This is a genomic window from Pseudoxanthomonas sp. USHLN014 (genome assembly GCF_037153335.1).
GTDB classification, from domain to species: domain Bacteria; phylum Pseudomonadota; class Gammaproteobacteria; order Xanthomonadales; family Xanthomonadaceae; genus Pseudoxanthomonas_A; species Pseudoxanthomonas_A winnipegensis.
In genome coordinates, this window is sequence record NZ_JBBCKO010000010.1 from 1 (window position 1) to 24,299 (window position 24,299).

Below are 24,299 nucleotides of genomic sequence, written 5' to 3' on the forward strand. Positions count from 1 at the left end.
CAACCGCACCGCGCTTGAACTCGGTGCTGAACTTCCTTCGCTTCGACATGAACACTCCTCATGGCCTTGATCGGCCTTCTCGTAAGTGTCCGTGAAAACGGGGGTGAACCCCTGAGAGGAAAGCCGCCATGAGGCTGAGTATCACGTCGGTTTCCGACTGGCGGGCCCGGCTGGGGAGAATCACGCACCCCTATGCCTACGCGGTCGCCAGGTCCGCGCGCCTTTCCCATGGCATCGAAGTCACCGGCGTCGCCCTGCTCCTGATGTGCAGTGGCGATTCGGCGAGCCTCAAGCAAAGGTGCGTTCCCGGCGTAAGGACGCCGAGTTCTACACCAACATCATGCTGCATCTGTCGGTCATCGTCCCGCTCCCGAGGAAGGACAAGATGCGCCACGTCTCCCGCGAGGTCCTCGATCAGCTGTCCGAGCAGCTGAACAGGAGGGAGTTCAAGGATTTCGATCACGAGCGCTTCGTGCGCGATCTGAAGCGGTGGTTCAAACGGATCGAAGACCGCTATGACGGCCGCACGTCCAGACCTTGGCACTACGCTTCGGGTGAATGAGTTTCGGCGCTTGCGCGAACAGCCGGACGGTGAGCCGAGCAACCACCGGCAAGGCCTGACGCGAGCGATCCGGTCTCAGGAATGTCGATCCAGAGCCTGGGTCAAGCCTGCAGCCATGCGCTTGGCGAGCGAGCGCTGCAACGGCACGTAGTTCTCCATGTCCGTGGCTTCGGAGAATTCGCCCGACCACAGCAGGCGCCCCGCTCCTTCGTCGAGCAGGGTCAGGACGACCACGGTCTGCTGAGCTGTCTGCCGCACGCTGACGCGAGCATGCAGTTCGGCATGCTGGCTGTCCGAGACCACGCTGTAGCCGGCGGGCAGGCTGTGACTGACCTGGGCCAGGAGACTCTCGCGCAGGCCAGCATTGAAGTGCGGGAACAGCACGTACTCGCACAGGCCCTGCGCGGGCTCGATGGCGATGCGCTGCTCCGGGCGCGAGAGCAGGCCGGAGGCCCATGCCCAGGCCGCCCCGCCAACCGCCAGGGCTGCGGTCAGGCCGACGGCCAACACCGGCCTGAAGAGGCGGCGGCGCGCCGGAGGCGGCGGTTGCACGCCGTCGATGAGCGCGCCGACGAAACGGTAGCCGGCGCGGGGCCGCGTCTGGATGTAGCGCGGCGCGTCGGCATCGTCCTCCAGCAGCGTGCGGATGCGGCGAATGCAGGTATTGAGGGCCGCGTCTCCGCCGGTGCCCGCACGCGGCCAGAACCGGTCCAGCAGTTCCTGTCGCGGCACGACCCGGTCCGCGTTCTGAATCAGATGACAGAGGACCTCGACCACCTGAGGTGGAGCGTCCAGCTGCACATCCTCCCGGAAGATCTGCAGGGCGGCCGGGTCCAGCCTGAAATGGTCGAAACGCAGCGACATCCCAATCTCCGAGCCCTTCGAAATCCCCGCCGTTACGCCATGTCAGCAGAAGTCATGACATGTCATTCGACCATTCTCGCAGAGCGCCGCACGCTTGTCCGGGATCTCTGCGGGCCTGTCGGGGCGACAACCCTAACCTCTCCGCAGATCCGCCTCCCGTACTCCATCCATGTTCAGGAATGCTCGCATGCGCTCATCCCTTCCCCTCTTCTTATGCCTGGTCGCGATCCTTGCCGGGATGAGTGCCCAGGCCAGGGCCGAACCGACCCGGGTGGAGGTCAGGGTGCTCGCGCGCGGCGCCAAGTTCCTCGGCGGCTACGCCGCCTCCACCCGCGTCGTCCTGACCGACGCCGAGACCGGTCAGGTTCTGGCGCAAGGCCAGACGTCGGGGACGACCGGCGATACCCAGCGGATCATGGGCGGGTCGAGTCCGCAGGACGGGGAGCGCTCCACCAAGGACTCGGCCGCCTTTCGGGTCACGCTCGACATCGATCGTCCCCGCCGCGTGACCCTGAGCGTGACCGGCCCGCTTGGCCAGCCCCAGGCCACCACCACGGCCACCAGCACCCAATGGATTCTTCCGGGACACGACCTCACCGCCGGCGACGGATGGCTGATGGAACTGCCCGGCCTGATCGTCAACCTGGCCCAGCCCGTCGCCTACCAGAGGATCAAGGCGGGGACGACCGTCCCCTTGCGGGCGAGCGTCACGATGCTCTGCGGCTGCGCGCTCTCCGAGAACGGCCCCTGGCCCGCGAGCGACGTTGAGGTCGAAGCCTACGTCACAGTCGACGGCGCAGCGCTCGACAAGGTGGGGCTTCGGTTCGATCCCGAGAGCGCGATGTTCGACGCGAAGCTTCCCGCTACCGCGCCCGGCCTGTACGAAGTGGAAGTGCGCGCCTGGATGGGCAAGCGCAACAATGCGGGCGTTGCGCGGACCGCCTTCTTTGTCCACTGACCGTCCTTCCAGATCACGGGCACCGCTGTCCCGGACTGATAACAGAGGCAGTTTTTGCATGCGATACATGGTGTCGTTCAAGCGTCTGGCGGTGATGCTGCTCGCAGCCGTACTGCCAGTTCCTTTTTGCGCGCCTGCGGAGGACGCGCTGCCCCAGGCGCTGGCGCGGCAGATGGCCGTTAACGGGGAACGCTACGGCATCCCTGGTCAGGCGTTGCTGGTGGCGCACGATGGCCAGGTGCTCTTTCGGGGTGCGCAGGGCGAGGCCGACGTACGAACTCACGAACGCCTGACGAGCGATTTCGTGTTCCCCGTCTATTCCTTGAGCAAGCTCTTCGTCAGCACCCTGATCATGCAGCTGGTGGAACAGGGAGAAGTGGAACTGGACGCCCCGGCGAGCGCCTACCTGCCCGGCCTGCCGGCGCGCTGGAAGGCGATCCCGGTGCGCGACTTCCTCGACCATACCTCAGGCGTACCGGATTACTTCGACTCACGCCAAGGCAAGGGCGCCGCAGCGGAGACGGTGTTTCCGCCCGAACTGCGGACGGTGTTCGCATCGTTGGCCGACATGCCACTGCAGTTTCCGCCCGGGACCGAATCCCGTTACACGCAGACGAACTACCTCGTGCTGGCGGCGTTGCTGGCCAGGCATTACGGTAAACCCTATCCGCAGGTGGCGCAGGAACGCATCATCCGCAGGCTCCATCTGCGGCACACCTGGCTCGGCACGACCGCGCCGCCGAAGCAGCGCGTGGTCACGTCCTACGCCGGCAAGGATGGAAATCTGAAAGCAGAGCAGGATCTCGCATGGCCCGCCTACGCTTACGGCCACGCTGCGCTGTACACCTCGCTGGACGACCTCGCCCGATTTCTGAAGGCCATGACTTCGGGCAAGCTGGTGAGCAAGGCTACGCTGCAGCGGCTCTGGCAACCCCGGATCCTGCCTGACGGACGGCGCGGTTGGTTCGCTGCCGGTTGGGAATACGGAGAGAGCGGCGCGTACCGGCAGGTCGGCCACGACGGCGGGACGCGCGTTCGCGTCCGCATCCTCTTCAAGGGTACGCTGGATGGCGAGGTCTACACCTTCGTCTACCTGACCAATGGCAGCGCGAAGAATGTCTGGTCGCGCATGCTGGTGGACAGCGCGATGGCGGTGGTGGCGCCGGACAAGTTTCCCGTGGCGGCCTTGTCCGAATCCATGGTGCGCTACGCATTGCGGCCACAGGCGGAAGGCGATGCACTGGCACAAGCCAAGTCGATCCGCGAAGGCACCACGCTCGACGATGCGACGCTGGAGCGAACCATCAATAGCGCCGGCTACACCATCCGGGAAAACCTGGGCATCGATCCCGCGCTGCGCGTATTCGCGCTCAACACCGTGCTCTTCCCTAAGTCGGCGAACGCCTGGGACAGTCTGGCCGAAGCGCACGCGACGAGAGGCGATGCGGAGATGGCCAAGGCGCTGTACGAAAAGGCACGCGCGCTTTCGACCAGGCCAGGCGAGCCTTGAGCATCAGCGGGCGACTCCTTCAATTTAGTTGTACGATACAACTGACTGGAGATGCCCATGCCCACCCCTCACCCCCTTGTCGAAGAACTGCGGGCCGTGTCCCGCGCCATGGTCCGCACGCTGGGTTTCATGGGGGGAGACTTCGCCGGGACCGATCTGTCTCCCTCCGCAGTGCATGCCTTGATCGAGATCGAGCAGCACGGCGGAACGCTGACGGCACGCGATCTGGGCGAGCATCTGCGCCTGGAGAAGTCCAGCGTGAGCCGCATGCTGCGCAAGCTGGTGGCTTCGGGCGAAGTGCAGGAAACGACCGGCGCGGAAGACGGGCGCGTGAAGCGGCTGGCCCTGACCGCCCGCGGCCGGCGACGGGTGGCGGGCATCCACGCGTTCGCGCGGGCCCAGGTGACCGGCGCCTTGGAGCAGCTGCGACCGGGTGAGGATCGCGCGGTGCTCGAGGGGATGCGCCTCTATGCCGCTGCGCTGGCACGCGCGGGCTGTGGCGCACCTCTGGGTGCCCCGCAACCGCCGCGCCCGGGGCCCGAGGTGACCGTGCACTGCGGCTACCGCCCCGGACTGATCGCACGCATCACCGAAATGCACGCGCGCTTCTATGCACGCGAGGCAGGCTTTGGCCAGCGGTTCGAGTCCATGGTGGCGGGGGGCCTGGCGGAGTTCTGCGGGCGCCTGGACGCCCGGGCACCGTCGCCCAACGCCGTGTGGACGGCCGAGGTGGACGAACGGATCGTGGGTGCGGTGGCCATCGACGGCGAAGATCTCGGGCCAACCGTCGCCCACCTGCGCTGGTTCATCGTGGATGACGGGGTACGCGGCGGCGGTATCGGCCGCCGCCTGCTGACCGAGGCGCTCGCGTTCGTGGACGCCCGGCCGGCCTTCGCCGAAACGCATCTGTGGACCTTCGATGGCCTGCAGGCCGCGCGACGCCTGTACGAAACGCACGGCTTTATCTGCGTGGAGCAGCGGCCGGGAAGCCAATGGGGGCGGGAGGTGTTGGAGCAGCATTTCGTGCGCAAGCGCCCATAGCACAGTCGCCTGGGCTTCGCCCGCTCCCGCCGGTCAGCCGGCTATCGACCATGGCAACAGGTCACGCAGCAGCGGATGCCTGAGCGTTCGCATCAACTCCGTGGTGGCGTTCGTTGCATGCCGCCGACAGCAGGCATGCCGTGGCGCAGGCCACACCGCCTTCAACGCTCACCGTCGGATCCGGCGACCAACGCCTGCGCAAGAAACCGAGCGGTCAGGCTGCCAGGCGCTCCAGCCACTGTGCGCGGGGAGCCTGCCACCACGATGCGGCCGCCGGCAGCGCCCGCACCCGGTCCCACGTCGATCACCCAGTCGGCCTGGGCCACCGCACGCATGTCGTGCTCGATCATCACCACGGTATTGCCGGCGTCGACCAGGCGCTGCAGTTGCACCAGCAAGCGGTCGACATCCGACGCATGCAGCCCGGTGGTCGGCTCGTCGAGTACATACAGGCTGCGGCCGCGCTGGCTGCGCTGAAGCTCGGTCGCCAGCTTGATGCGCTGCGCCTCGCCCCCGGAAAGCTCGGTCGCCGGCTGCCCCAGGCGCAGATAGCCCAGTCCGATGTCGCGCAGCAGTTGCAGGGGCCGCGCCACGGCGTCTTCCCCGCCGAAGAACGCGCCGGCTTCGTCCACGGTCATCTGCAGGACCTCGGCGATGTTGCGTCCGTTCCATCGCACCTTCAGCGTCGCCTCGTTGTAGCGCGCGCCGTGGCACGTCGGGCACGGCGCGTACACGCTGGGCATGAACAGCAGTTCCACGCTGACGAAGCCTTCGCCCTCGCAGGTCTCGCAGCGCCCCTTGGCGACGTTGAACGAGAACCGGCCGGCGTCGTAGCGGCGCCGCCGCGCATCAGGCGTGGCGGCGAACAGCTTGCGCACATGGTCGAACAGGCCGGTGTAGGTGGCCAGATTCGAGCGCGGCGTGCGACCGATCGGCTTCTGGTCGACCTGCACCAGCCGTTGCAGGGCGTCCACGTCGCCCGCCAGATGGCCGCCGGTCGCCTCGATCACTGCCGGCGCCTCGCTGGTGTCGCTGTCGGCGTCGTCTTCCGGCTCTTGGCCCAGGTGCAGCAATAGCAGCTCCGGCAGGGCCTGCGCGACGAGGCTGGACTTGCCGGAGCCGGAGATCCCGGTGACGGCGGTCAGCACACCCAGCGGAATACGCGCATCCACGCCACGCAGGTTATGGCGGTGGATGCCCAGCATCTCCAGCCAGCCGGTCGCTTCGCGTGCCTGGCTGGCCGGCGTGGGAATTTCACCGAACAGGTAGCGCGCGGTGCGCGACTGGGCGATCTTGCGCAGGCCAGCCGGCTCGCCGCTGTAGAGCACGTGGCCGCCCTGCTCCCCGGCATCCGGCCCGACATCCACCAGCCATTGCGCACGGCGCATCAGGTCCAGGTCGTGTTCCACCACGAACACCGAGTTGCCTGCGTCACGCAGCCGATCGAGCGCGTCGTACAAGGCCTGGCTGTCGGAGGGGTGCAGCCCGGCCGAGGGCTCGTCGAGCACGTACACGACGCCGAACAGCAGCGAACTCAGCTGTGTCGCCAGCCGCAAACGCTGCAACTCGCCGGCCGAAAGCGTCGGCGTGGCACGGTCCAGCGTCAGGTAGCCGAGGCCCAGCCCGCGCAGTTGGCGCAGGCGTGCCACCACGCTGCCGGCCAGGCGCTGCGCGGCAAGGCGCTTTTCTTCCGACAGCGCGGAGGTGCGCCGCACGTCGGGCGATACCCCATGCGTCGCACGGCCGGAGGCCGCGCGCTTGGCACGGTCACGCCGGGTCGCCTCCCTGTCCGTTCCCGCCCCGGCCGCATGGGCGCCGAAGTCGCCCTGGGCAATCGGTTCGAGCAGGGCCGCCAGCTGGTCCAGCGGCATCTGCAGGAAGGCGCCGATGTCCACGCCGGCAAAGGTGACCGATAGCGCCTCGGGCTTGAGCCGCTTCCCGTGGCAGCTGGGGCACAGCTTGCCCTCCATGAAACGGGACACGCGCTTTCGCATCAGCGCGCTCTGGGTGTTGGCGAAGGTGTGCAGCACATACCGCCGGGCACCGGTGAAGGTGCCCATGTAGCTCGGCTCCAGCTTGCGCTTGAGCGCGGCGCGGGTCTCGGCAGGCGTGAAGCCCGCATACACCGGCACCGTCGGCGTTTCCTCGGTGAACAGGATCCAGTCGCGGTCCTTCTTCGGCAGGTCCTTCCACGGCCGGTCGACGTCGTAGCCCATGCTGACCAGGATGTCGCGCAGGTTCTGGCCTTGCCAGGCCGGTGGCCACGAGGCGATCGCACGCTCGCGGATGGACAGCGAGGGATCGGGGACCATGATCGCCTCGGTCACCTCGTACACGTAGCCCAGTCCATGACAGGTGGGGCATGCCCCCTGCGGCGTGTTGGGCGAGAAGTCCTCGGCATACAGCATCGGCTGCCCGGCCGGATAGGCGCCCGCGCGCGAGTACATCATCCGCACCAGACTGGACAGGGTGGTCACACTGCCCACCGAGGAACGCGCGTTGCTGGCGCCTCGCTGTTGCTGCAGCGCCACCGCGGGCGGCAGGCCTTCGATCGCATCGACGTCCGGCACGCCCGCCTGATCGATCAGCCGCCGCGCATAGGGCGCCACGGACTCGAAGTAGCGTCGCTGGGCCTCGGCATAGAGGGTGCCGAAGGCGAGCGAAGACTTCCCGGAGCCGGAGACCCCCGAGAACACCACCAGCGCGTTGCGCGGAATGGAAACATCCACATCCTTGAGGTTGTTCTCGCGGGCACCGCGCACCTGGACGAAGCCGCTGGCGGCTGTCGTACGAGGGGATTCAACGCGAGAAGAGCCTGGCATGTCCTGATCCTGTGGTGCATGAGGGAGCGATGGGCCGACTACGAGCCGAGTCGGTCAAGGCGCCGGGCTTGGCGACTGTGCGCCATCGAGCGAGGAGCCAGCGCGAGCCAGGTCACGCCCTGGGCCAGCGTTGCTTCGCCTTCGGCAGCGCCCAGCCTGTCGCGGGCCCGCGCGGCATTGGCCGCCATCTTCCAGGCGCCTGCGGATGGGCGTGGCCAACGCCCTCATCGGACATCATCACCATGCGGTGGGCCAACCGACTCACCTGCCCGCCCACTGTGGTGCATCTTTCAGGCTCGTGCATGAAGGGCTGGTGTGTAAGACCGCTCCGGAGACACCTGCCCACCGGCTGCGATGCCCGCTTCCCCCGCTGAAGAACTCCCTGAAGCCGAGAAGGAGGGAGTGCACAGACGGGTGAGCGCGCGATGCCATGCATCACCGTTCGGAAGTCCCACGAGCTCCCAATCATGGGTTGTCCAGCAGGCGGGGGACGGCGTCCCGGTGCGGCAACCTGAGGAGCAAGACTGATTTCTGAGCCGCCAGCGAGGTCACTGCCAGCGCAGTAGCCAGCTCACCGGATCGATCATTCCCTGGACGCTGGTATCGGCCGACGACAGGATCCAGATCTCCCTGCCCGAAGCGACCATCGTCCACGATCTCGCTTCGCAGATCGACCTTGCCGTCCGTGGTCTCGGGATCGTCAGCGCGCCAAGCGCGATGGTGACCGCCCTCATCGAGGAAGGACGCCTGACACACGTGCTGCCCGCCTGGTCATCGGCCATGGAGGCGCTCTATATCTACTTCCCGAGTCGCCGCCATCAATCCGCTGCGCTGAGGGCGTTTATCGGTTTTCTGAAGGGCTGATCCTAGACGCACGCGAAACGCGGCTCTTTGGCTCTGATCGAAGCCGTTTGCTGTCTCCGCTTGGGAAACAGCTGCTGCAACTGCCCATCAGATGACGGGCAAACGGGCCGCAAGGTAATCGACCCCGCTTTTGCACCGCCCGCTCCGAATCAGAGCAACGCATTGTCCTGCCCCAGCGTCGGAGCGGCGAAGGGTTCGGGGCCGGGAGTGCGGCCGTAGACGATGGGGCGGGTGACGTTCTGGTACTTGCCGACCACGGGATGGGCGACCTCGCCGATCATCTGTTCGGCATGTACCTGCGGATGCTGGAACATGTCCTCGATCTTGCGGGCGGCCGCGCACGGCACGGCGTCGCCGAAGATCTCCTCCCACTGCATGGCGGTATGGGCCTGCAGGGCTTCGTGCAGGCGCGGCAGGATCTCGCCGGCGTGCTGGGCGCGCAGCTTGACGCTGGCGTAGCGCGGATCTTCGGCCAGCGCGTCCAGGCCGGTGAGTCGGCACAGGGCCTGCCAGAAGCGCGCGGTATTGGCCGAGAGGTAGAGGTATCCCTCCTTGGCCGGATGGATGCCGGTCACGCCACCGGAGCGCATGTCGCGGCCGATATCCAGCGCCTCGCCCTCGACCCAGACCAGCCTGGCCGACTGCATGGTCAGCGCGGCGCGCAGCAGCGAAACGCCGACGAACTGGCCCACGCCGCTGCGCTCGCGCTCGTACAAGGCGGCGGTCACGCCCGAGGCGACCAGGGCCGCGGCGTAGTAGTCCACCACCGAGCCGTAGATGATCTCCGGCGGACCGCTGCGCTTGCCCTGCAGGGCGCACATGCCGGTCATGGCCTGCAGCACCTGGTCGTAGCCGGCCTTCTCGCGCATCAGCCCGCGCTCGCCGTAGCCGGAGACCGCGCAGTACACCAGCCGCGGATTGAAGGCCGACAGCCGTTCGAAATCGATGCCCAGGCGCGCCGGCACGCTGGGGCGGAAGTTGTGGACCAGCACGTCGGCCTCGCGCACCAGGCGCAGCAGCTGCGCGTGCTGCGCCTGGTCCTTGAGGTCCAGCACGATGCCGCGCTTGCTGCGATTGACGCCGAGGAAGGCGCGGCTCTCGCTAGCCAGGGTCGAGGGATATTGCCGCAGGTTGTCGCCGGCCGGCGGTTCGACCTTGAGCACGGTCGCGCCCTGGTCGGCGAGCAGGGTGCAGCCGTAGGGGCCGGCGATGTAGGCGCTGAGGTCGAGCACCCTGACGCCCGTCAGCGGTCCTGGCGGACCATCGCGATGGATCTGGTCGAACAGCGAGGTCGTGGCCATCGATGAATGCGCTTGCATGGATCCCATGGGGGAAGTGTGTGGCGCCAGGGCAACGCGATACAGGCCGCCAGCCTAGGTTCTGGACCGACAATTTGTTGGCGAAGTCGTCCCATCCTCCGCGGTCAGCGGCAGGCGGAACCAGGTGGCATGCCAACTGCCGTCGCGGCGATCGCCGACGCGCCAGAACGGGGACAGCCGTCTGATGCCGCCGGGCAGCGCCAGCGCGATCTCTGCGCCTGGCGCGCCGGCCGGATCGAGCTGCGTGTCGAGCGAGGCCCCGGACAGCGGCAGGTCGGGCGCAGGACTGTCGCCTTCGGCCAAGGCCGTGGCATAGGCCAACGGTCCCCACGACACGGCCACGTAATCGTGGCGCAGCACTTGCTGCGCCACGGGCGATCCGTCGGGGGCACGCGATTCCTGCACGTTGCGGTTGCTGCGCCGCTGCAGCTGCGGACGTGCGCTGAAGGCGATCTCGATGCGTGTGCCGATCCGCCACTGACGTTGCAGCCGCACGTAGCCATCGTCGTCGGCGCGCGCGTCCTGGAGTTCGCCATCGATGCGGACCTGCACGGGTGCACTCCACGCGGGCTGTCGCAAGGCAAGCACGAAGGTCGAGGAGTGGGCCGGCTGCATCGTCAACTCGACCTGCATCGGCACCTCACCCTGTCCTTGCTGGACGATGCGCAGGCCGGGCACGGGCCCGTCGTCGAAGACGACCTCGCCGGGGACGAAGAGATTGACGCGTACGTCCCGCGCACTGGTCGCGTACGCCAGCATCGGCAGCTCTTCCACTGCCATCGCGCCGCTGGACTTGCAGCAGCGCCAGTAGGTGGTGTGCGTCCGGCGACCGTTGCCGAAGCTGTAGTAGCACCAGTCCTGCCCGTCGGCCGCCATCGCGCCGAGCAGGTCGTTGAACGCGGTGCGCTCGATCGCATCGACGTAGCGGGCATCGCCGGTCCAGGCCAGCAGTTCGCGGGTGAACTGCAGCCAGGCCAGGGTGGAGCAGGTCTCGACATACCCCTGCGGATCGAACACGAACGGCGGATTGAAGCACTCGCGCGAGCGCAGCCCTGCCCCGCCCCATGGCCCGCCGCCCAGGCTCAGGTGATGGTCGTGCACGTTGGCCCACAGCCGCTCCAGCGCGGGCAGCAGCGTCGCATCGCCGGTGGCGCGCGCCAACTTGGCCAGCGCCGCGGCGTTCCACAGCAGCTGGTAGGCCTTGCCCGTGCCGATCTCGGACGCGTCCACGCCCGCCAGCAGGCGCTGGACCAGGGCCAGCGGCGGGTTGTGGTCGGCTTGTTCGACGATGCGCCGGGCCAACTCGAGAAACTGCAGTTCTTCGGTGACCAGGAACAGCTCCACCGCGCCATCCAGCAGCACCGTGGCCGACATGCCGAAGTGATTGCCGCAGGTGGTGATGTCCAGTCCACCCTCGACGAAGGCGGCATGGCAGAGCCGGCCGATGGCCCGTGCGGCGTCCAGATGCGCGCGCTTGCCGCCCAGGCGCCATGCTTCGATCAGGCCCAGCACCAGATAGGCATGCGTCCACACGTCCCAGGTGCGCAGCGCCGGCGCGCCGTCCCAGCTCCACGGGCGCGGCGGCTGCGGCACGGTGAAGCGCCGCTCGGGCGCGTAGGTGCCCAGATAGCCATCGGTGCGCTGGATGGCGGCGAGATGATCGGCCACCTCCAGCACCCGCGCGCGCAGCACGTCGTCGCCCTGGTGGGCGGCCGCGCGGGCCGCGGCGATCAGCCATTTGCCGGCGTGCTCGCCGTACCAGTCGCCTTCGTGGTTGTCCTCGGCGCGGGCCGGATCGAACAGCGCGATCGCCGGGCTGTGCGCATCCACGATGAAGTGCGACAGCCGCCCCTTGCGGCTGGCCTCGATGGCCTCGCCGAGCACACCGCCCAGCCGCACCCGCCCGGGCGAAGGAAAGCGCAGCACAGCGCTCATGCGGCATCCACCACGCAGCGGAAGCCGATATAGGCCGAGCGATCCCGGCACGGCGCCATCAGCAGATACTTGCCGTGCTCGTCCAGGCGCAGCGCCTGCGGGAAGTACCAGTGCGAGGTCTGCGGCCGGTAGCGGCTGCCGCCGCGCAGCACCGCCGCGCGCGTGTGCGCATCCACGTATTCGTCGGTCCACTGCCAGACGTTGCCGACCAGGTCGAGCACGCCGAACGGGCTGGCGCCGGCGGGGTGCGCGGTCACGTCGGCCGGCGCGCCGGCCTGCGGCCCGTACTGCGGCGCCGGCACGGCCGAGGCGTCCCAGCTCTCGCCCCACGGGTAGGCGCGGCCATCGCCGCCCTGTGCGGCGTACTGCCATTCCCACTCGCGCGGCAGACGCTTGCCGGCCCAGGCCGCGTACGCGCGTGCGTCCTCCAGCGAGATCCACACCACCGGCTGCTGCTCGCTGCCGGCCACCGGCGCGCCTTCATGCCAGCGATGCAGGAAGCGATGCGCATCGACCGGCGCATAGCCGCTGGCGTCGATGAACGCCTTGAACTGCGCATTGGTCACCGGTGTGCGATCGATATGGAAGGCGCGCATCCGCAGACGTTCGCGGTGGAAGCGGCGTGCGCTGTCCTCCCACGGATACTGCACGTCCACACCGTCCCAGACCCCGCCTTCGACCTCGATGCCGCCCACGGCGAAGACGAACTCGCCTGCAGGAATGGTCACCATGCCTTCCGGCGGCTGCGCCGCGGGCGCCGTCGCGGGCACGTCCACGCACTGCTGCGGCAGGGCGCGCCACTGTGCCGAGCACTGCCCCAGCGGCGTGGCGGCGTGCTGGCGCATCCGGGCGAGGAAGTCTTCCAGCGTTGGCTCGTCCATCCCCTCATCCAGGGCCAGGACCGCGCCGAAGCCCAGCGCCTCCAGCTCCAGGGTGAGACAGGCGCCGCCCTCGCGCAGCAGCGGCGTCAGCTCGCTGCCGTTCCACAGGTCGAAGTAGCGCGTGCCCGGCGCATGCTCGATGTGCAGCAGCTCGCCGCGCAGCGGCGACTCCAGTCGGTTGACCAGCGTCCACAGCGCGCGCCCCTGGCCAGGGAAGCGGCTGGCGAACAGGCCGCGCAGCAACGTGGGCCAGTACGGCTCCCAGTCCATGGACACGAACAGCGGCGCGAACTGGCGCTGGATCGCGGCGATGCGGCGCAGCGTCTGCGCGTCGCGCTCGGTCAGCCCGTTCCAGATGCCCCACACGTTCTCCCAGGCGTTGTAGCCGATGCCGTTGAAGAAGATGTACTGCAGGTCGTGGCGGCGATCGCGGCCCCAGCGGTTCTCGTAGTTGATCATGTGGCGCGGCTCGAGCCACTTGAACTTGGCCAGCGGCGGCACGAATTCGTTCGGCGCCTTCTTGCCCCAGCTCTGCACGTTCCAGACCAGCTGCTCCTCGGCGCTGATGGTCGATTCGGGCTGCAGCACCACCGGACGACCCCGCGCCAGGCAGGCATCGAAGAAGGCGCGCGGCACCCCGTTGTAGGTATCACCGTTGATGCCGTCGGCGCCGACCGCATCGACGATGCGCGCGATGGCCTCCCAGTGCGGCCCCTCCGGCGCGCGGGTGCCGTGGTCCCACGGCATGGTGGGCAGGAAGACCCGCACCCCGCGCCGGTGGAAGGCCTCCACCACCGCGCGCAGCCCGTCGAGCCCGCCCGGCAGGTCGGCCGCCATGTCGAACTGGTTGCGGTCGTCGATGCCGATGTTGGGGTAGATGTACCAGACCAGGACGCTGTCGATGCCGCCGAAACGCGCCTCCAGATCGTCCAGGTAGCGATCGACCGTGTAGCACCCGCGCTGCGGATCGTAGAAGTAGCGATCCTCGACCATCATCTGCGCATGAACGAAGTTGCGCTGCGCCCATTGCAGTTCCGGCCTGCGGTAGTTGGCATCGTCGAAGCCGATGCGCACCAGATGCTCGCGCCGCCAGTCGCGCAGCTCGGTCATCCAGTCGCGCCAGGCCGGCGCGGTCTGGATCTTCCACTGGCCGATATCGGCGAAGGGCCAGCCTGGCGCCTTGCCCGGCGAGGGCAGATAGCGCCCGGTGGTGACGTGGGAGAACTTGAACTCGGTGCGCACGGGCTCGCGCTGGGGGGTGTCTTGGTCGGACATCAGCAGGTCGGTTCGAGAAGAGGACAGTGCGCCAGGCCAGCATAGTCGGCCAGCGCGGAGACGACCGCGGCGGCGGCCGGGGGCGCATCGCGCAGGAACGCCTCGACCTCCGCGCAGGTCGGGACGCCGGACTGGGCGCCCACGCGCGTGCAGGCCAGGGCCGAGACCGCGCAGGCGCGGCGCAGCGCGGCGGCGAGCGTCGCGCCGCCGGCCAGGCCGGCGGTCAGCGCGCCGCAGAACGCATCGCCCGCGCCGGTGGTGTCCACCGCCTGCACGGCAAAGGCCGGCTGCAGCGCGACCCGTCCGCCGGACCAGGCATAGCAGCCGCGTGCACCCAGCGTCACCACCACGCGGGCCACCGGCAGCGCCGCGAGCTTGTCGGCCGTGGGGGCGTCGGCGCGAACGCCTGCATGCCCGGCCAGCAGGTCGAGTTCGCCCTCGTTGACCACCAGCACGTCCAGTCTGCGCAGCAGTTCGTCGGGCAAGGCGCACGCCGGGGCGGCGTTGAGCACGACCCTGACGCCGGCCGCGTGCGCCGCCTCGGCCCAGCCGCACACGGCCGCCAAGGGCACTTCCAGCTGCATGAGCAGGAAGGCCACGTCCGCCAGCGGCGGCAGGTCGTCCCTGGTCAAGGCGTGATTGGCGCCAGGGGCGACGATGATCGCGTTCTCGCCATCGCCGGCCAGGCACACCAGCGCCGTGCCGGTGGCGCGATCGCGCGCCGGCACCACGTGCAGGGCGACGCCGGCCTGCTCCAGCGCGGCCCGCACCGGCACGGCGAAGCCATCCTCGCCCAGGGCCAGCAGCATCCGCGTCCGCACGCCACCGGCGCGCGCGCAGGCGACGGCCTGGTTGGCGCCCTTGCCGCCGGGGAAGGTCTGCAGATCCTGGCCGAGTACGGTCTCGCCGGGCGCGGGCACGTGATCGGCCTGCACCACGAAGTCGAGATTGGCCGAGCCGGCCACCAGCACGACGGGTCTCATGGCAGCGCCTGATAGACGAGGTTGTAGAACGGCGTCGCCAGCTTGGGCCGATCGCCCGGACGATCGGCGGGCAGGTATTGCAGCAGCAGCACCGCAACCAGATGCGCCTTGCGGTCCACCGTGAAATAGGTCGATGCCGCGCCGGACCAGCCGAACTGGCCGACGCTGCCCAACCGCCCGCGCGCGGCCGGGTCGGTGACCACATAGCCGCCCAACCCGAAGCCCTCACCGGGGACCAGGCCCTTCACCGGTGGATCGAAGCCGCCCAGCTGATCGCGCATCATCAGCTCGATCGTTTTGCGCGAGAGCACGCGCGCACCGCCGGATGCGCCGTCGTTGAGCAGCATCCGCGCGAATCGCAGATAGTCGCCCGCCGTGGAATACAAGCCACCGGCTGCGCTGTCGTAGGCGCGCAGCCGGGCACCGGGCTGGCGCGCGCTCGGCGTGTCGGCCATGCGCAGCGCGCCATGGTCGTCCAGCGTCGGCAGATCCACGACCCGGCCGCGCTGCGCCGCAGGCACCTCGAACCCGGTGTCCCGCATGCCCAGCGGCCCCAGCACCTGCGCCTGGAGATAGTGCGAGAACGTCTCGCCGCTGACGACTTCCACCACACGCGCCAGCAGCTCGGTGTTGGCGCCTTCGTAGTTGAACTCGGTGCCCGGCTGTGTCGCCAGCGGGACCCTGGCCAGCCTGCCCGCGACATCGGCCAGATCGCGCGCCTGCTCCACCCCGGCCTGCTCCAGCAGCGCCGTGGCCACCGGATATCGGGTGGCGTCGGCCGCAAGGCCGCTGGTATGGGTCAACAGATGGCGCAGCGTGATCGGGCAGCGCACCGGCGCCAGGCGCGGCTGAGCGAGGTCGCCGCCGACCACCACCTGCGTCTGCGCAAAGGCGGGCAGATAGCGGCTCAAGGGATCGTCCAGCGCCAGCTTGCCCTGCTCCATCAGCGTCAGCACCGCCATCGTGGCCACGGGCTTGGTCATGGAATAGATGCGGAAGATCGCATCGGCCCGCATCGGCCGGGTGCGCGCCAGATCACGATGGCCGTACGCGCCCTGGAACACCGGCTTGCCATCGACCTCGACCACCGCCACCGCGCCGGGATAGCCGGCAGCGGACGTGGACTGCGTCAGGAACGCATCCAGCCGCTGCCAGCGATCCTCGGCCTGGAGCACCAGCGGCACCAGACACAGCCAGGCCGCCAGGACCGATCGCGCCCAGGATCGAGCCCGATCCTGCGCACGTTGCGCCCGTTCGCACCGCCGCCGCACACCGGCGGGTCGCGCACGTCGCACCGCATCGGCCTGGCCGGCCATGGCCCTTGCTCCCTGTACGAAACGACGTTCCCGCATCCGCTTAGAAGGTGTAGTTGTAGGTCAGCGAGACCACGCGTCCGCGGCCTGCCCAGTAGTTCTGGTAACCGGCCAGCTGCGACCAGCTCAGGATGTAGTACTTGTTGAACAGGTTCTCCACGCCCAGGGTGAACTTGCCGATCCGGCCGGCGTCGTAGTTCACGCCCAGGTCCCACAGGGTGTAGCCGGTGGTGCGCTCGTCGTAGGTGAACCTGCGCCCGTCGAAGGGCCGGGTGTCCTCGCCGCTGATGTGCCGATCCAGCAGTTTGGTCGCGCCCAGGGTGGCGTCGGCGTTGGGCAGGAACTTCCACACGGCCGAGGCGCCGATCTTGTCGGGACTGAGGTCGAGGATGCCCATCGGCTTGGTCAACGGACCGGCGCCGTAGCGGCCCAGCGCGTCGGAGCCCCAGAACGCGGTCTTGCCGCGGATGCGCGAATACAGCCCGGTCAGCTTGAAGGTATCGGTGAAGTTCCATTCGCCGCTGAGCTCGATGCCCTTGATGTCGGTGGGCACGCGACTCATGATGAAATCGCTGGTGTTCGGATCGATCTGCAGCGACACGCCCAGGTCGGACTTGGAGTGGTACCAGGTGCCGTTGAGCGCCCCGCGCTCCCTGCGCCAGTTGAAGCCCACATCGACGTTGCTGACGATGACCGCCTGCAGGTCGAGGATGCCCTGGACCGACTGTCCCGGGTAGTTGACGTTGCGCAGCGGGATGCCGACGTTGGGCAGCGTGAAGCCCTTGCTGTAGGCGCTGAAGATCGACCACTGGTCGTTGACGCGCCAGATCGCGCCGAAATTGGGCAGGCTGGCGGTGTAGTCCAGCTTGCCGCCCTGCACGAACACGCTGTTGCGATAGGCGGTGGTGGTGTAGCTGTCGATCTTCAGCGTGCCGTCCTCGCGCCGGTAGCCGCCGCTCAGGGTCAGCGGGCCGATGTCCCAGGACAGCTGCGCGTAGGGCGCGGTGCTCTTGTAGTCCATCGGCGGCACCCACACGCGGTTGGTCAGCGCCAGGCGCTGCTGGGCCCGGTCCTCGACCAGGTCCACGCCGGTGTGCAGCTCGAGCCCGGAGACGTCGAACAACGCAGAGCGCGTCCACGAGGTGCGCAGGCCCTTCTTGTTCGACACGATCTCGGACTGGTCGTAGATGCGCTTGGACTCGTCGAAGCCCGGACCGACCTTGACCAGCTGCTTGTCGTCGCCGTTCTCCGGCAGATAGCGCATGGCCTGGTCGGCCTTGTAGCCCACCAGATCCAGCCGGCCGCCGAAGAAGTCCTGGTGGGTGTACTGCAGGCTGTACTGCTCGAAGTCGTTGAAGGCGTCCTTGGAGCCGAAGATCTGCCCCTTCACCGAGGTGTTGGGGTACGGCGTGGCGCACGGCGGCGAATCGGTGGGGCCGCGGCAGCCCAGCACCTGGATCCACTCGCCCTTGCCCTCGATCTTGAAGCGGCTGTAGGTGGCCTGCAGGCGCTGCTCGCCGTCCTCGCCGAAGTTGTAGCCGCCCTTGAGGTAGATGTTGCGCGACTCCGAATCGGCCAGCGAGCCGCTGGTGTTCATGCCCACGGTGCGGCCCTTGCCGTCGTAGGCGATGCCGCGATCCAGATACGACACCGCGCCGATGAAGTCGTAGCTGTCCTGCTTCAGGCCGTAGGTCAGCCCCAGCTTGTAGCCATCGCTGTCCGAATGCCCCTGGGTCAGATAGCGCGCGGTGAAGGTGGTCTCGCTGCCGATCTTGTCGGGCACCTTGGAGATGTAGTTGATCACGCCACCGGTGGCGCCGATGCCCTCGGAGGCGGACGGGCCGTTGATCACCTCGATCCGGCCCACGATCCCCATGTCGGTGAAGGTGCCGTTGCGCGTGCCCTCGCGCAGCGGCGAGCCCTGCGGGATGCCGTCGAACAGGCGCAGCGGAATGCGCCCGCGCAGCGTCTCGCCGGTATTGCTCATCGCCTGCGAGGACTCGGAATAGCCGGGCACGGTCCGCGCCAGGACCGCGGTCGCATCCTCGGTCACCGCCAGCGTCTGGGCGACCTCCTGCGGGGAAATCACCGAGATCGCACCCGGGATCTTGTCGACCGCCTTGGGCGCCCGCGTGCCGGTCACGATCATCCTGTCCAGATCCTTGGCCTTGGTCGCGCGCGCATCCTGCGGGTTCTGTTCGGTTGCACCTTGCGCGGCGGCGGCCTGGGCCTGCTGCGCGCGCACGCTGGCGCTCACGGCGGCGGCCAGCACAAACACCCCGAGTGTCACGGGCATCTTCTTCATGTGTCGATCTCATGGACTTTGGCGAGAGCGGGCGCACGCGCAGGTGGCCGCAACGGATGCTTGCTGGGCAGCGACGAGGCTGCCCGTGTGGCGCGTTCCTCCCAGACGCGCCTGCCGGACCATGCAATCAGCGTAGAAGGGCCCTGGAGGGGAAGGAAGCGCAGCGGACTTTGTTCAAACCGCAGCTTTTGTTGCTTACGCGTGCAACGCCGCCGTGCCGCCCGTCATTCGGCGGGCTGCGCCGCCTGCGCCCTGGACCGGCACTCGCGCAGCAGGGCGTTGACCAGGCGCAGGCGCACCGACGAGCGCGACCACACCACGCCGATGCGTCGCGAGACGTCGGCATCGGGCAGCGGGATGCGCGCCAGGCGCAGGCCTTCGGGCCAGGGGCGCGCCCAGTCCGGCACCAGCGACACGCCCAGGCCGCGATCGACCATCACCGCGATCGCGTTGAGCGCATTGAGCTCGAAGCGCTCCTTGGGCACGATGCCGTGCCGGCGCAGATAGTCGTCGGCCTGGCGCCCGCCCCACTGGTGGCGGTCGTAGCGGATCAGCGGCTGGGTGGCCAGCAGCGCATGCGGATCCTGGTCGGCCAGCTGCGCCGGCGCCAGCACGATCAGCGGCTCCTCGCGCACCAGCAGCCAGTCGCAGGTCTTGGGCAGCTCGAATGGCGCCTCCAGCACCATGGCCGCGTCCAGCTCGCCCGATTCGACCGCGCGATACAGGTCGGCCGAATAGCCCGGCTTGATGAAGACGTTGATCTGCGGGAAGGCCGAGACCATGCAGGTCAGCACGTCCGGCAGCATGCCCGCCAGCGCGGTCGGGCAGGCGCCCAGCCGCAGCTCGCCGCTGATGTCGCCCTCGTGCGCCACCGAGCGCAGGTCCGAGACGTTGCGCAGCAGGTCGCGGGCGCGCTCCAGGATGCGCGCGCCGGCCTCGGTCAGGGTCACGGTGCGCCCGGCCCGCGCCAGCAGGCCGGTGCCGAGTTCGCGTTCCAGCGTGCGCAGCTGCTGGGCCACCGCGGCAGGGCTGATGTCCAGATCGCGCGCGGCGGCCGCCATGGAGCCACGGTCGGCGACCGTGACGAACGTCTTCAGGAATTGCGTGTCCACATCAGCCCCCAGCCCGGGGCATGAGATTACACAGCGGCGCGGCCCGGCTCATTCTGCATCGCGGTAGATCGTCAGCCCCTTGAGCGAGCGCTGCGGCGCCGGGAAGCACAGGCTGGCCAGGTAGCCGATCACGATGCTCAGCAGGATCGAGATGGCCAGGTAGAAATACGGATGGACCAGGTCGAACCACCACGCCACGAAGGTGAGCACGATGCTGCAGCCGATGCCGATCGCCACGCCCGGCGAGTTGGCCCGGCGCGTGAACATGCCCAGCGTGTACGAGCCGGCGAAGCCGCCGCCCAGCAGGCCGGCCAGCTCGATGGACACATCGAACAGCGAGTGGATGTCGTAACGCGACATCAGCAGCGCCAGGCCGATGCCCACCAGGCCCACCACCACCGTGGTGATCTCGGCGAACAGCACGCTGCGGCGCTGATCGGGCGCCTTGACCAGCCGCTCGTAGAAGTCCACCGAGACCAGCGTGGCGACCGAGTTCATGATCGAGGACAGCGTGGCCATGGCGGCGGCGAAGATGCCGGCCACGATCAGCCCGGTCACCCCGGTCGGCAGTTCGGCGGCGATGAACAAGGGGAAGGTGGCGTCGATCGGCAGCGTCGGATTGAGCCGCTCCGGATGCGCCTTGTAATAGACGAACAGCGCGGTGCCGATGGAGTAGAACACCAGCCCGCCGGGGATCATGATCGCGGCGAAGGCCCAGATCGAACGCCCCGCCTCCTTGTCCGAGGGCGTGGACAGCGTGCGCTGCATCAGCACCTGATCCTTCGGAAAGGTCAGCACCACGTCGAACAGCACCAGGAAGATGAAGCCCCACACCGTCGCCTTGGTCAGGTCGAAGCTGAAATCGAAGGTCTTCATCTTCTGGTTGGCGGTGGCCACATCCCAGAACTCCGGCGCCCCGCCCGGGATGTGCCAGATGATGAAGCCGATGGCGAAGATCGCCCCGCCCATCTTGACGATGACCTGGACCACGTCGGTCCAGATCACCGCCTTCATGCCGCCCATGGCGGTGTAGATGATGGTGAACACCCCCATCAGCACCACGCTCAGGGCCACGCTGATGCCGGTGATGGTGGCGATGGCCAGCGCCGGCAGGAACAGGATCACGCTCATCCGCGCGCCGACCTGCATGGCGATGCACAGCGCGCTGGCCAGCATGCGGATCGCCGGGTGGAAGCGCGTCTCCAGATAGGAGAACACCGACATCAGGTTGAGCCGCCGCAGCAGCGGCACGATCCACACCGCCACGAACATCAGCCCGACCACCGCGATCAGGTTGTTGGTCATGTACTGCCAGTTGGTCTCGAATGCCTTGGCCGGGATGGCGATGAAGCTGATCGAACTGGTGTTGGTCGCGTACAGGCTGATGCCCGCGGCCCAGAACGGGATCGAGCGGCCGCCGACGAAGAAGTCCGAGGTCGACTGCCGCCGCTCGCGCAGATAGAAGTAGCCGCCGATGCCGATGACCAGGGCCAGGTAGAACACGATCACCGCCCAGTCCTGCCACTTGAGCAGGTACTTGCCGGACTCGATCGCGGCGGCTTCGATGCGGCCGGAGGCATCGACCCAGGCCAGGCCGTTGCCCAGCCTGGCGGCCTGGACCGGGCGGTCCGCGCCGGGCAAGGGCATCCGGTTCCAGGCGTGGGTGATGGTGTGGAAGGTGCGCAGATCGGGCTGGCCCTGCACCAGGAACATCAGATGCGCCTGACCCAGCGGCTGCGCCGAGCCCGGCACGAGGGCGCCGGGCAAGGCGCCCAGCGACTGCCAGCCGGCATCGGAGGACCAGGAGAACAGCGTCGGCGTCGCGGGCTGGCCCGCGGCCAGATACAGCCTGGAGCCGCGCGCCATCAGCCCCTGCACGGGTCCGCCGCCGGGCCATGCGGGCAGGCGATGCCAACCGCCGCCGTCCTCCTGGAGCACGTGTGGCTGCTCGGAGGCATCGAGCCCGGCCAGGGTCAGCTGCCCGTTGTCGAAGGCCACGCGTGCATTGCGCAGCGCGACGGGCGGAGGCGGAAGACGTGTGGCTTCCACGAGCGCGTCGTTGCTCAGTCGCGCCGCGGTCAGCGTCAGGTCGCCGTTCGCCACGTTCGAGAGCAGCCACACCCGGCTCCCGTCGCTGGCGAGGGCCTGGACCCGCGCGGGCTCGATCGGCAGGGACCAGCGCAGCGGGCGCCACGTCTTGGCGCCTGCCTCGAGTCGCCACGCCTGGCCGGCCTGGAGCGCCAGCAGCGAATCGCCGACCGCCTCCAGCCGGGTCTCCTTCGCTGCGGGCAGCGGCGGGAGGTGCGTGGCGGACAGGCCGACCAGATTGGACGCGGCGGCCGGAAGCGACACGCACAGCAGCCAGAGCAGGACCAGCGCGACAGATCGGATGCCGCGCATGCCAATACGCGATTGAAAACGGCTCATCCGGACGCCTCCGCTTCACTGCGGGCCGCGGCCACCAGCGCCCGTGCCCTGGCCAGGTAAGGCGCGTCCACCATGCGCCCATCGACGAGGAAGGCGCCATGCCCGCGCGCCTGCGCCGCAGCCGCGGCCTCGACCACGCGCCGCGCATACGCCAGCGCGTCCTGGTCCACCGAGAAGACCTGGTGCGCCAGAGCGACCTGGCGCGGATGGATGCAGCTCTTGCCGCTGAAGCCCAGCGCGCGGGCCAGCGTGGCCTCGGCCAGGAAGCCCGCCTCATCGGCGACATCGGGCCAGGCCCCGTCGTACGCGGCGATGCCGGCCCGCGCCGCGGCCATGCGCACGGCGAACATCGCCGCATGGACATTGGCCGGCGTCCTGGCGATGGCGAACGGCGCGAACAGATCGCCCAGCCCCAGCTGCAGCCCGGCCACCCGCGGATGCGCCGCGGCCAGCGCCGCGGCATTGGCCAACCCGGCCGGCGTCTCGATGTTGACCAGCAGGCCGATCGGCGCCGCGACGCCGTTGGCCTGTTCGGCCCCGGCCAGGCGCTCGGCGACGGCGCTGACGGTCTGGGCATGCTCGAGCTTGGGCACGTTGATCATCGCGACGCCGGCGATCGCCAGCGCCTGCAGGTCCTGGGAGAAGTACGGCGAATCGTAGGCATTGATCCGTATGATGATGCACTTGCCCGCTGCCTGCGTCGGCGCCAGCCCGCGCAGATACGCCGCCAGGCCCTCCCGCGCCCGGTCCTTGCCCTCCACCGGCACGGCATCCTCCAGATCGAAGGAGACCGCATCGGCCTGGCCCGCCATCGCCTTGGCGAACAGCTCCGGGCGCCCCCCCGGCACGAACAGCTTGCTCCGCATCCCGGGCTCATTCCCTACCAGACGACCATGCACGAGTCTGCTGGACGCCCGCCGCCCGAGCAGCCGCCCCGGCCTTCGTTCAGAAGAAAGGGTTTGTAGCGGGATGATGCGCGGTGAGAGATGCATGGACAGGTCCGCGCCTCACCCGTATGGGGCCATGCATCATGCAGGTTGGCCACCGATGTTTCCGGCGCACCCCCAATACCAGAGCCGCTTTCTTGCTGAAACGCTCGGGCGAAGGCAAGCGACGTGTCGCGCCGCAAAGTCGCCCCCCTCGCGCGACCGCCGCCCTCCCTTTCAGGAAGCGTTGGCGCGAAACGCCGCCAGGATCCGGGCCGCGTCCTGCGACGGCGGCAGGCCGAAGGCCCTGGCGTACTCACGGCTGAACTGCGTGGCGCTCTCATAGCCGACTTCCATCGCCGCGGCGGTCACGCTGGCGCCCTGTGCCGTCAGCAACTGGCGCGCCTGCAGCAGACGCAGCTGCTTCTGGTACTGCAGCGGACTGAGCGCGGTGGCCGCCTTGAAGTGGCGATGGAAGGCCGACTCGCTCATCGCCGCCAGTTGGGCGAGCGTGCCGATCCGCAACGGCGCCGCGTAGTGCTGCCGGATCCACTGGATCGCCTTGCGCACCCGCCCCAGCGCCGTCTCCGGCATGGCGATGTCGCGCAGCAGCTGCCCATGCGGGCCCTGGAGCACGCGATAGAGGATCTCCCGCTCATAGACCGGCGCCAGCGCCGGGATGTCGCGCGGACGCTCCATCAGGCTCAGCATGCGCACCCAGGCGTCCATCAGCTCGGGCGTGACGGTGGCGACGGAGAAGGCCGCCACGGGGCGGGATGCGGCGCCGCGGCAGGCGTCGGCGCCCTGCATGTCGTCCAGCAGGCGTCCGATGACGCCCGCGTCCAGGTTCAAGGCGACGGCCAGGTAGGGGCTTCCGTCCGCCGCGGCGTGGACCTGACCGACCGCGGGCAGCTCCACCGTCATGACGAAGTAGGTCGCCGGGTCGTAATGCAGGGTGCTGCCGCCGACCGTCATCGACTTCCCGCCGCGCAGGATCAGGTTGATCATCGGCTCGTAGACCGCGCTGAGCGCGTGCTCGGGAATCCGGCCCTGCACCATCGCGACCCGTGGGATGCCGGTCTGCGTCTGCCTGTTCTGCGCGCAAGCGGCCAGCCTGCGGAGTTCGTCGAGCTGCGATGTCATGCCGACGATCAGACAGGAGCCGCCACGCGCGCGCAAGGCGGAAAGCAGGATCGGGCAGG

The 24,299-nt window shown here is 68.7% G+C and carries 17 protein-coding genes; 4 read left to right on the plus strand and 13 right to left on the minus strand.

What is annotated here, in order from left to right:
- The first annotated feature begins 265 nt into the window (after positions 1–265).
- Positions 266–562, plus strand: coding sequence for a hypothetical protein (locus WFQ05_RS16465; RefSeq protein WP_337054573.1), 297 nt, complete (start codon positions 266–268; stop codon positions 560–562).
- A 75-nt stretch (positions 563–637) separates the two neighbouring features.
- On the opposite strand, the gene WFQ05_RS16470 is transcribed toward WFQ05_RS16465, so the two are convergent.
- Positions 638–1,426 carry a winged helix-turn-helix domain-containing protein gene (locus tag WFQ05_RS16470; protein WP_337054574.1) on the minus strand — a complete coding sequence of 263 codons (789 nt, stop codon included), beginning with the start codon at positions 1,424–1,426 and terminating at the stop codon, positions 638–640.
- A 187-nt stretch (positions 1,427–1,613) separates the two neighbouring features.
- Here WFQ05_RS16470 and WFQ05_RS16475 point away from each other — a divergent pair, with 187 nt between their 5' ends.
- From WFQ05_RS16475 to WFQ05_RS16485, 3 genes are all read left to right on the plus strand, one after another.
- A complete protein-coding gene (locus tag WFQ05_RS16475) occupies positions 1,614–2,384 on the plus strand; it encodes a hypothetical protein (protein WP_337054575.1) in 771 nt (256 codons plus the stop codon).
- 67 nt (positions 2,385–2,451) lie between these two features.
- Entirely contained in the window at positions 2,452–3,894 is a 1,443-nt protein-coding gene (locus WFQ05_RS16480) for a serine hydrolase domain-containing protein (protein WP_337054576.1), read from the plus strand.
- A gap of 57 nt (positions 3,895–3,951) precedes the next feature.
- Positions 3,952–4,935, plus strand: coding sequence for a MarR family winged helix-turn-helix transcriptional regulator (locus WFQ05_RS16485; RefSeq protein ID WP_337054577.1), 984 nt, complete (start codon positions 3,952–3,954; stop codon positions 4,933–4,935).
- Between the two features lie 161 nt (positions 4,936–5,096).
- Here the strand turns inward: WFQ05_RS16485 and WFQ05_RS16490 are convergent, their stop codons facing one another.
- The 12 genes from WFQ05_RS16490 to WFQ05_RS16545 all read right to left on the minus strand — a co-directional run bounded on the left by WFQ05_RS16490 (position 5,097) and on the right by WFQ05_RS16545 (position 24,240).
- On the minus strand, positions 5,097–7,757 hold the full coding sequence (locus WFQ05_RS16490; protein ID WP_337054578.1) for an excinuclease ABC subunit UvrA: 2,661 nt from the start codon (positions 7,755–7,757) through the stop codon (positions 5,097–5,099).
- Between the two features lie 548 nt (positions 7,758–8,305).
- Entirely contained in the window at positions 8,306–8,539 is a 234-nt protein-coding gene (locus WFQ05_RS16495) for a hypothetical protein (RefSeq protein ID WP_337054579.1), read from the minus strand.
- A 231-nt stretch (positions 8,540–8,770) separates the two neighbouring features.
- Positions 8,771–9,940: a CoA transferase gene (locus tag WFQ05_RS16500; RefSeq protein ID WP_337054580.1), complete on the minus strand. Its 1,170-nt coding sequence runs from the start codon at positions 9,938–9,940 to the stop codon at positions 8,771–8,773.
- 54 nt (positions 9,941–9,994) lie between these two features.
- Positions 9,995–11,875 carry a beta-L-arabinofuranosidase domain-containing protein gene (locus WFQ05_RS16505; RefSeq protein WP_337054581.1) on the minus strand — a complete coding sequence of 627 codons (1,881 nt, stop codon included), beginning with the start codon at positions 11,873–11,875 and terminating at the stop codon, positions 9,995–9,997.
- Entirely contained in the window at positions 11,872–14,031 is a 2,160-nt protein-coding gene (locus WFQ05_RS16510; RefSeq protein WP_337054582.1) for an SUMF1/EgtB/PvdO family nonheme iron enzyme, read from the minus strand. Before WFQ05_RS16510 ends, WFQ05_RS16505 begins: the two co-directional genes overlap by 4 nt.
- On the minus strand, positions 14,031–15,014 hold the full coding sequence (locus WFQ05_RS16515; protein WP_337054583.1) for a ribokinase: 984 nt from the start codon (positions 15,012–15,014) through the stop codon (positions 14,031–14,033). Before WFQ05_RS16515 ends, WFQ05_RS16510 begins: the two co-directional genes overlap by 1 nt.
- Entirely contained in the window at positions 15,011–16,198 is a 1,188-nt protein-coding gene (locus WFQ05_RS16520) for a serine hydrolase domain-containing protein (protein WP_337054584.1), read from the minus strand. The genes WFQ05_RS16515 and WFQ05_RS16520 overlap by 4 nt, the downstream gene beginning before the upstream one ends.
- Before the next feature lie 172 nt (positions 16,199–16,370).
- Complete coding sequence (locus tag WFQ05_RS16525; RefSeq protein ID WP_337054585.1) at positions 16,371–18,632, minus strand: TonB-dependent receptor; 2,262 nt, start codon at positions 18,630–18,632, stop codon at positions 16,371–16,373.
- Positions 18,633–18,856: 224 nt separating this feature from the next.
- Positions 18,857–19,744 (minus strand): LysR family transcriptional regulator, encoded by an 888-nt coding sequence (locus WFQ05_RS16530; protein WP_130524368.1) that lies wholly within the window; start codon positions 19,742–19,744, stop codon positions 18,857–18,859.
- 48 nt (positions 19,745–19,792) lie between these two features.
- Positions 19,793–22,171 carry a sodium:solute symporter gene (locus WFQ05_RS16535; RefSeq protein ID WP_337054586.1) on the minus strand — a complete coding sequence of 793 codons (2,379 nt, stop codon included), beginning with the start codon at positions 22,169–22,171 and terminating at the stop codon, positions 19,793–19,795.
- Positions 22,168–23,037 carry a CoA ester lyase gene (locus WFQ05_RS16540; RefSeq protein WP_337054587.1) on the minus strand — a complete coding sequence of 290 codons (870 nt, stop codon included), beginning with the start codon at positions 23,035–23,037 and terminating at the stop codon, positions 22,168–22,170. Before WFQ05_RS16540 ends, WFQ05_RS16535 begins: the two co-directional genes overlap by 4 nt.
- A 297-nt stretch (positions 23,038–23,334) precedes the next feature.
- On the minus strand, positions 23,335–24,240 hold the full coding sequence (locus WFQ05_RS16545) for an AraC family transcriptional regulator (protein WP_337054588.1): 906 nt from the start codon (positions 24,238–24,240) through the stop codon (positions 23,335–23,337).
- Positions 24,241–24,299: the final 59 nt, after the last annotated feature.

Bases quoted from the DNA above. Each gene is read 5' to 3' on its own strand.
- WFQ05_RS16505 (WP_337054581.1), bottom strand. From the start codon at position 11,875: ATGAGCGCTGTGCTGCGCTTTCCTTCGCCCGGGCGGGTGCGGCTGGGC.
- WFQ05_RS16470 (WP_337054574.1), bottom strand. From the start codon at position 1,426: ATGTCGCTGCGTTTCGACCATTTCAGGCTGGACCCGGCCGCCCTGCAG.
- WFQ05_RS16500 (WP_337054580.1), bottom strand. From the start codon at position 9,940: ATGCAAGCGCATTCATCGATGGCCACGACCTCGCTGTTCGACCAGATC.
- WFQ05_RS16525 (WP_337054585.1), bottom strand. From the start codon at position 18,632: ATGAAGAAGATGCCCGTGACACTCGGGGTGTTTGTGCTGGCCGCCGCC.
- WFQ05_RS16485 (WP_337054577.1), top strand. From the start codon at position 3,952: ATGCCCACCCCTCACCCCCTTGTCGAAGAACTGCGGGCCGTGTCCCGC.
- WFQ05_RS16490 (WP_337054578.1), bottom strand. From the start codon at position 7,757: ATGCCAGGCTCTTCTCGCGTTGAATCCCCTCGTACGACAGCCGCCAGC.
- WFQ05_RS16535 (WP_337054586.1), bottom strand. From the start codon at position 22,171: ATGAGCCGTTTTCAATCGCGTATTGGCATGCGCGGCATCCGATCTGTC.
- WFQ05_RS16480 (WP_337054576.1), top strand. From the start codon at position 2,452: ATGGTGTCGTTCAAGCGTCTGGCGGTGATGCTGCTCGCAGCCGTACTG.
- WFQ05_RS16510 (WP_337054582.1), bottom strand. From the start codon at position 14,031: ATGTCCGACCAAGACACCCCCCAGCGCGAGCCCGTGCGCACCGAGTTC.
- WFQ05_RS16515 (WP_337054583.1), bottom strand. From the start codon at position 15,014: ATGAGACCCGTCGTGCTGGTGGCCGGCTCGGCCAATCTCGACTTCGTG.
- WFQ05_RS16495 (WP_337054579.1), bottom strand. From the start codon at position 8,539: ATGGCCGATGACCAGGCGGGCAGCACGTGTGTCAGGCGTCCTTCCTCG.
- WFQ05_RS16540 (WP_337054587.1), bottom strand. From the start codon at position 23,037: ATGCGGAGCAAGCTGTTCGTGCCGGGGGGGCGCCCGGAGCTGTTCGCC.
- WFQ05_RS16545 (WP_337054588.1), bottom strand. From the start codon at position 24,240: ATGACATCGCAGCTCGACGAACTCCGCAGGCTGGCCGCTTGCGCGCAG.
- WFQ05_RS16475 (WP_337054575.1), top strand. From the start codon at position 1,614: ATGCGCTCATCCCTTCCCCTCTTCTTATGCCTGGTCGCGATCCTTGCC.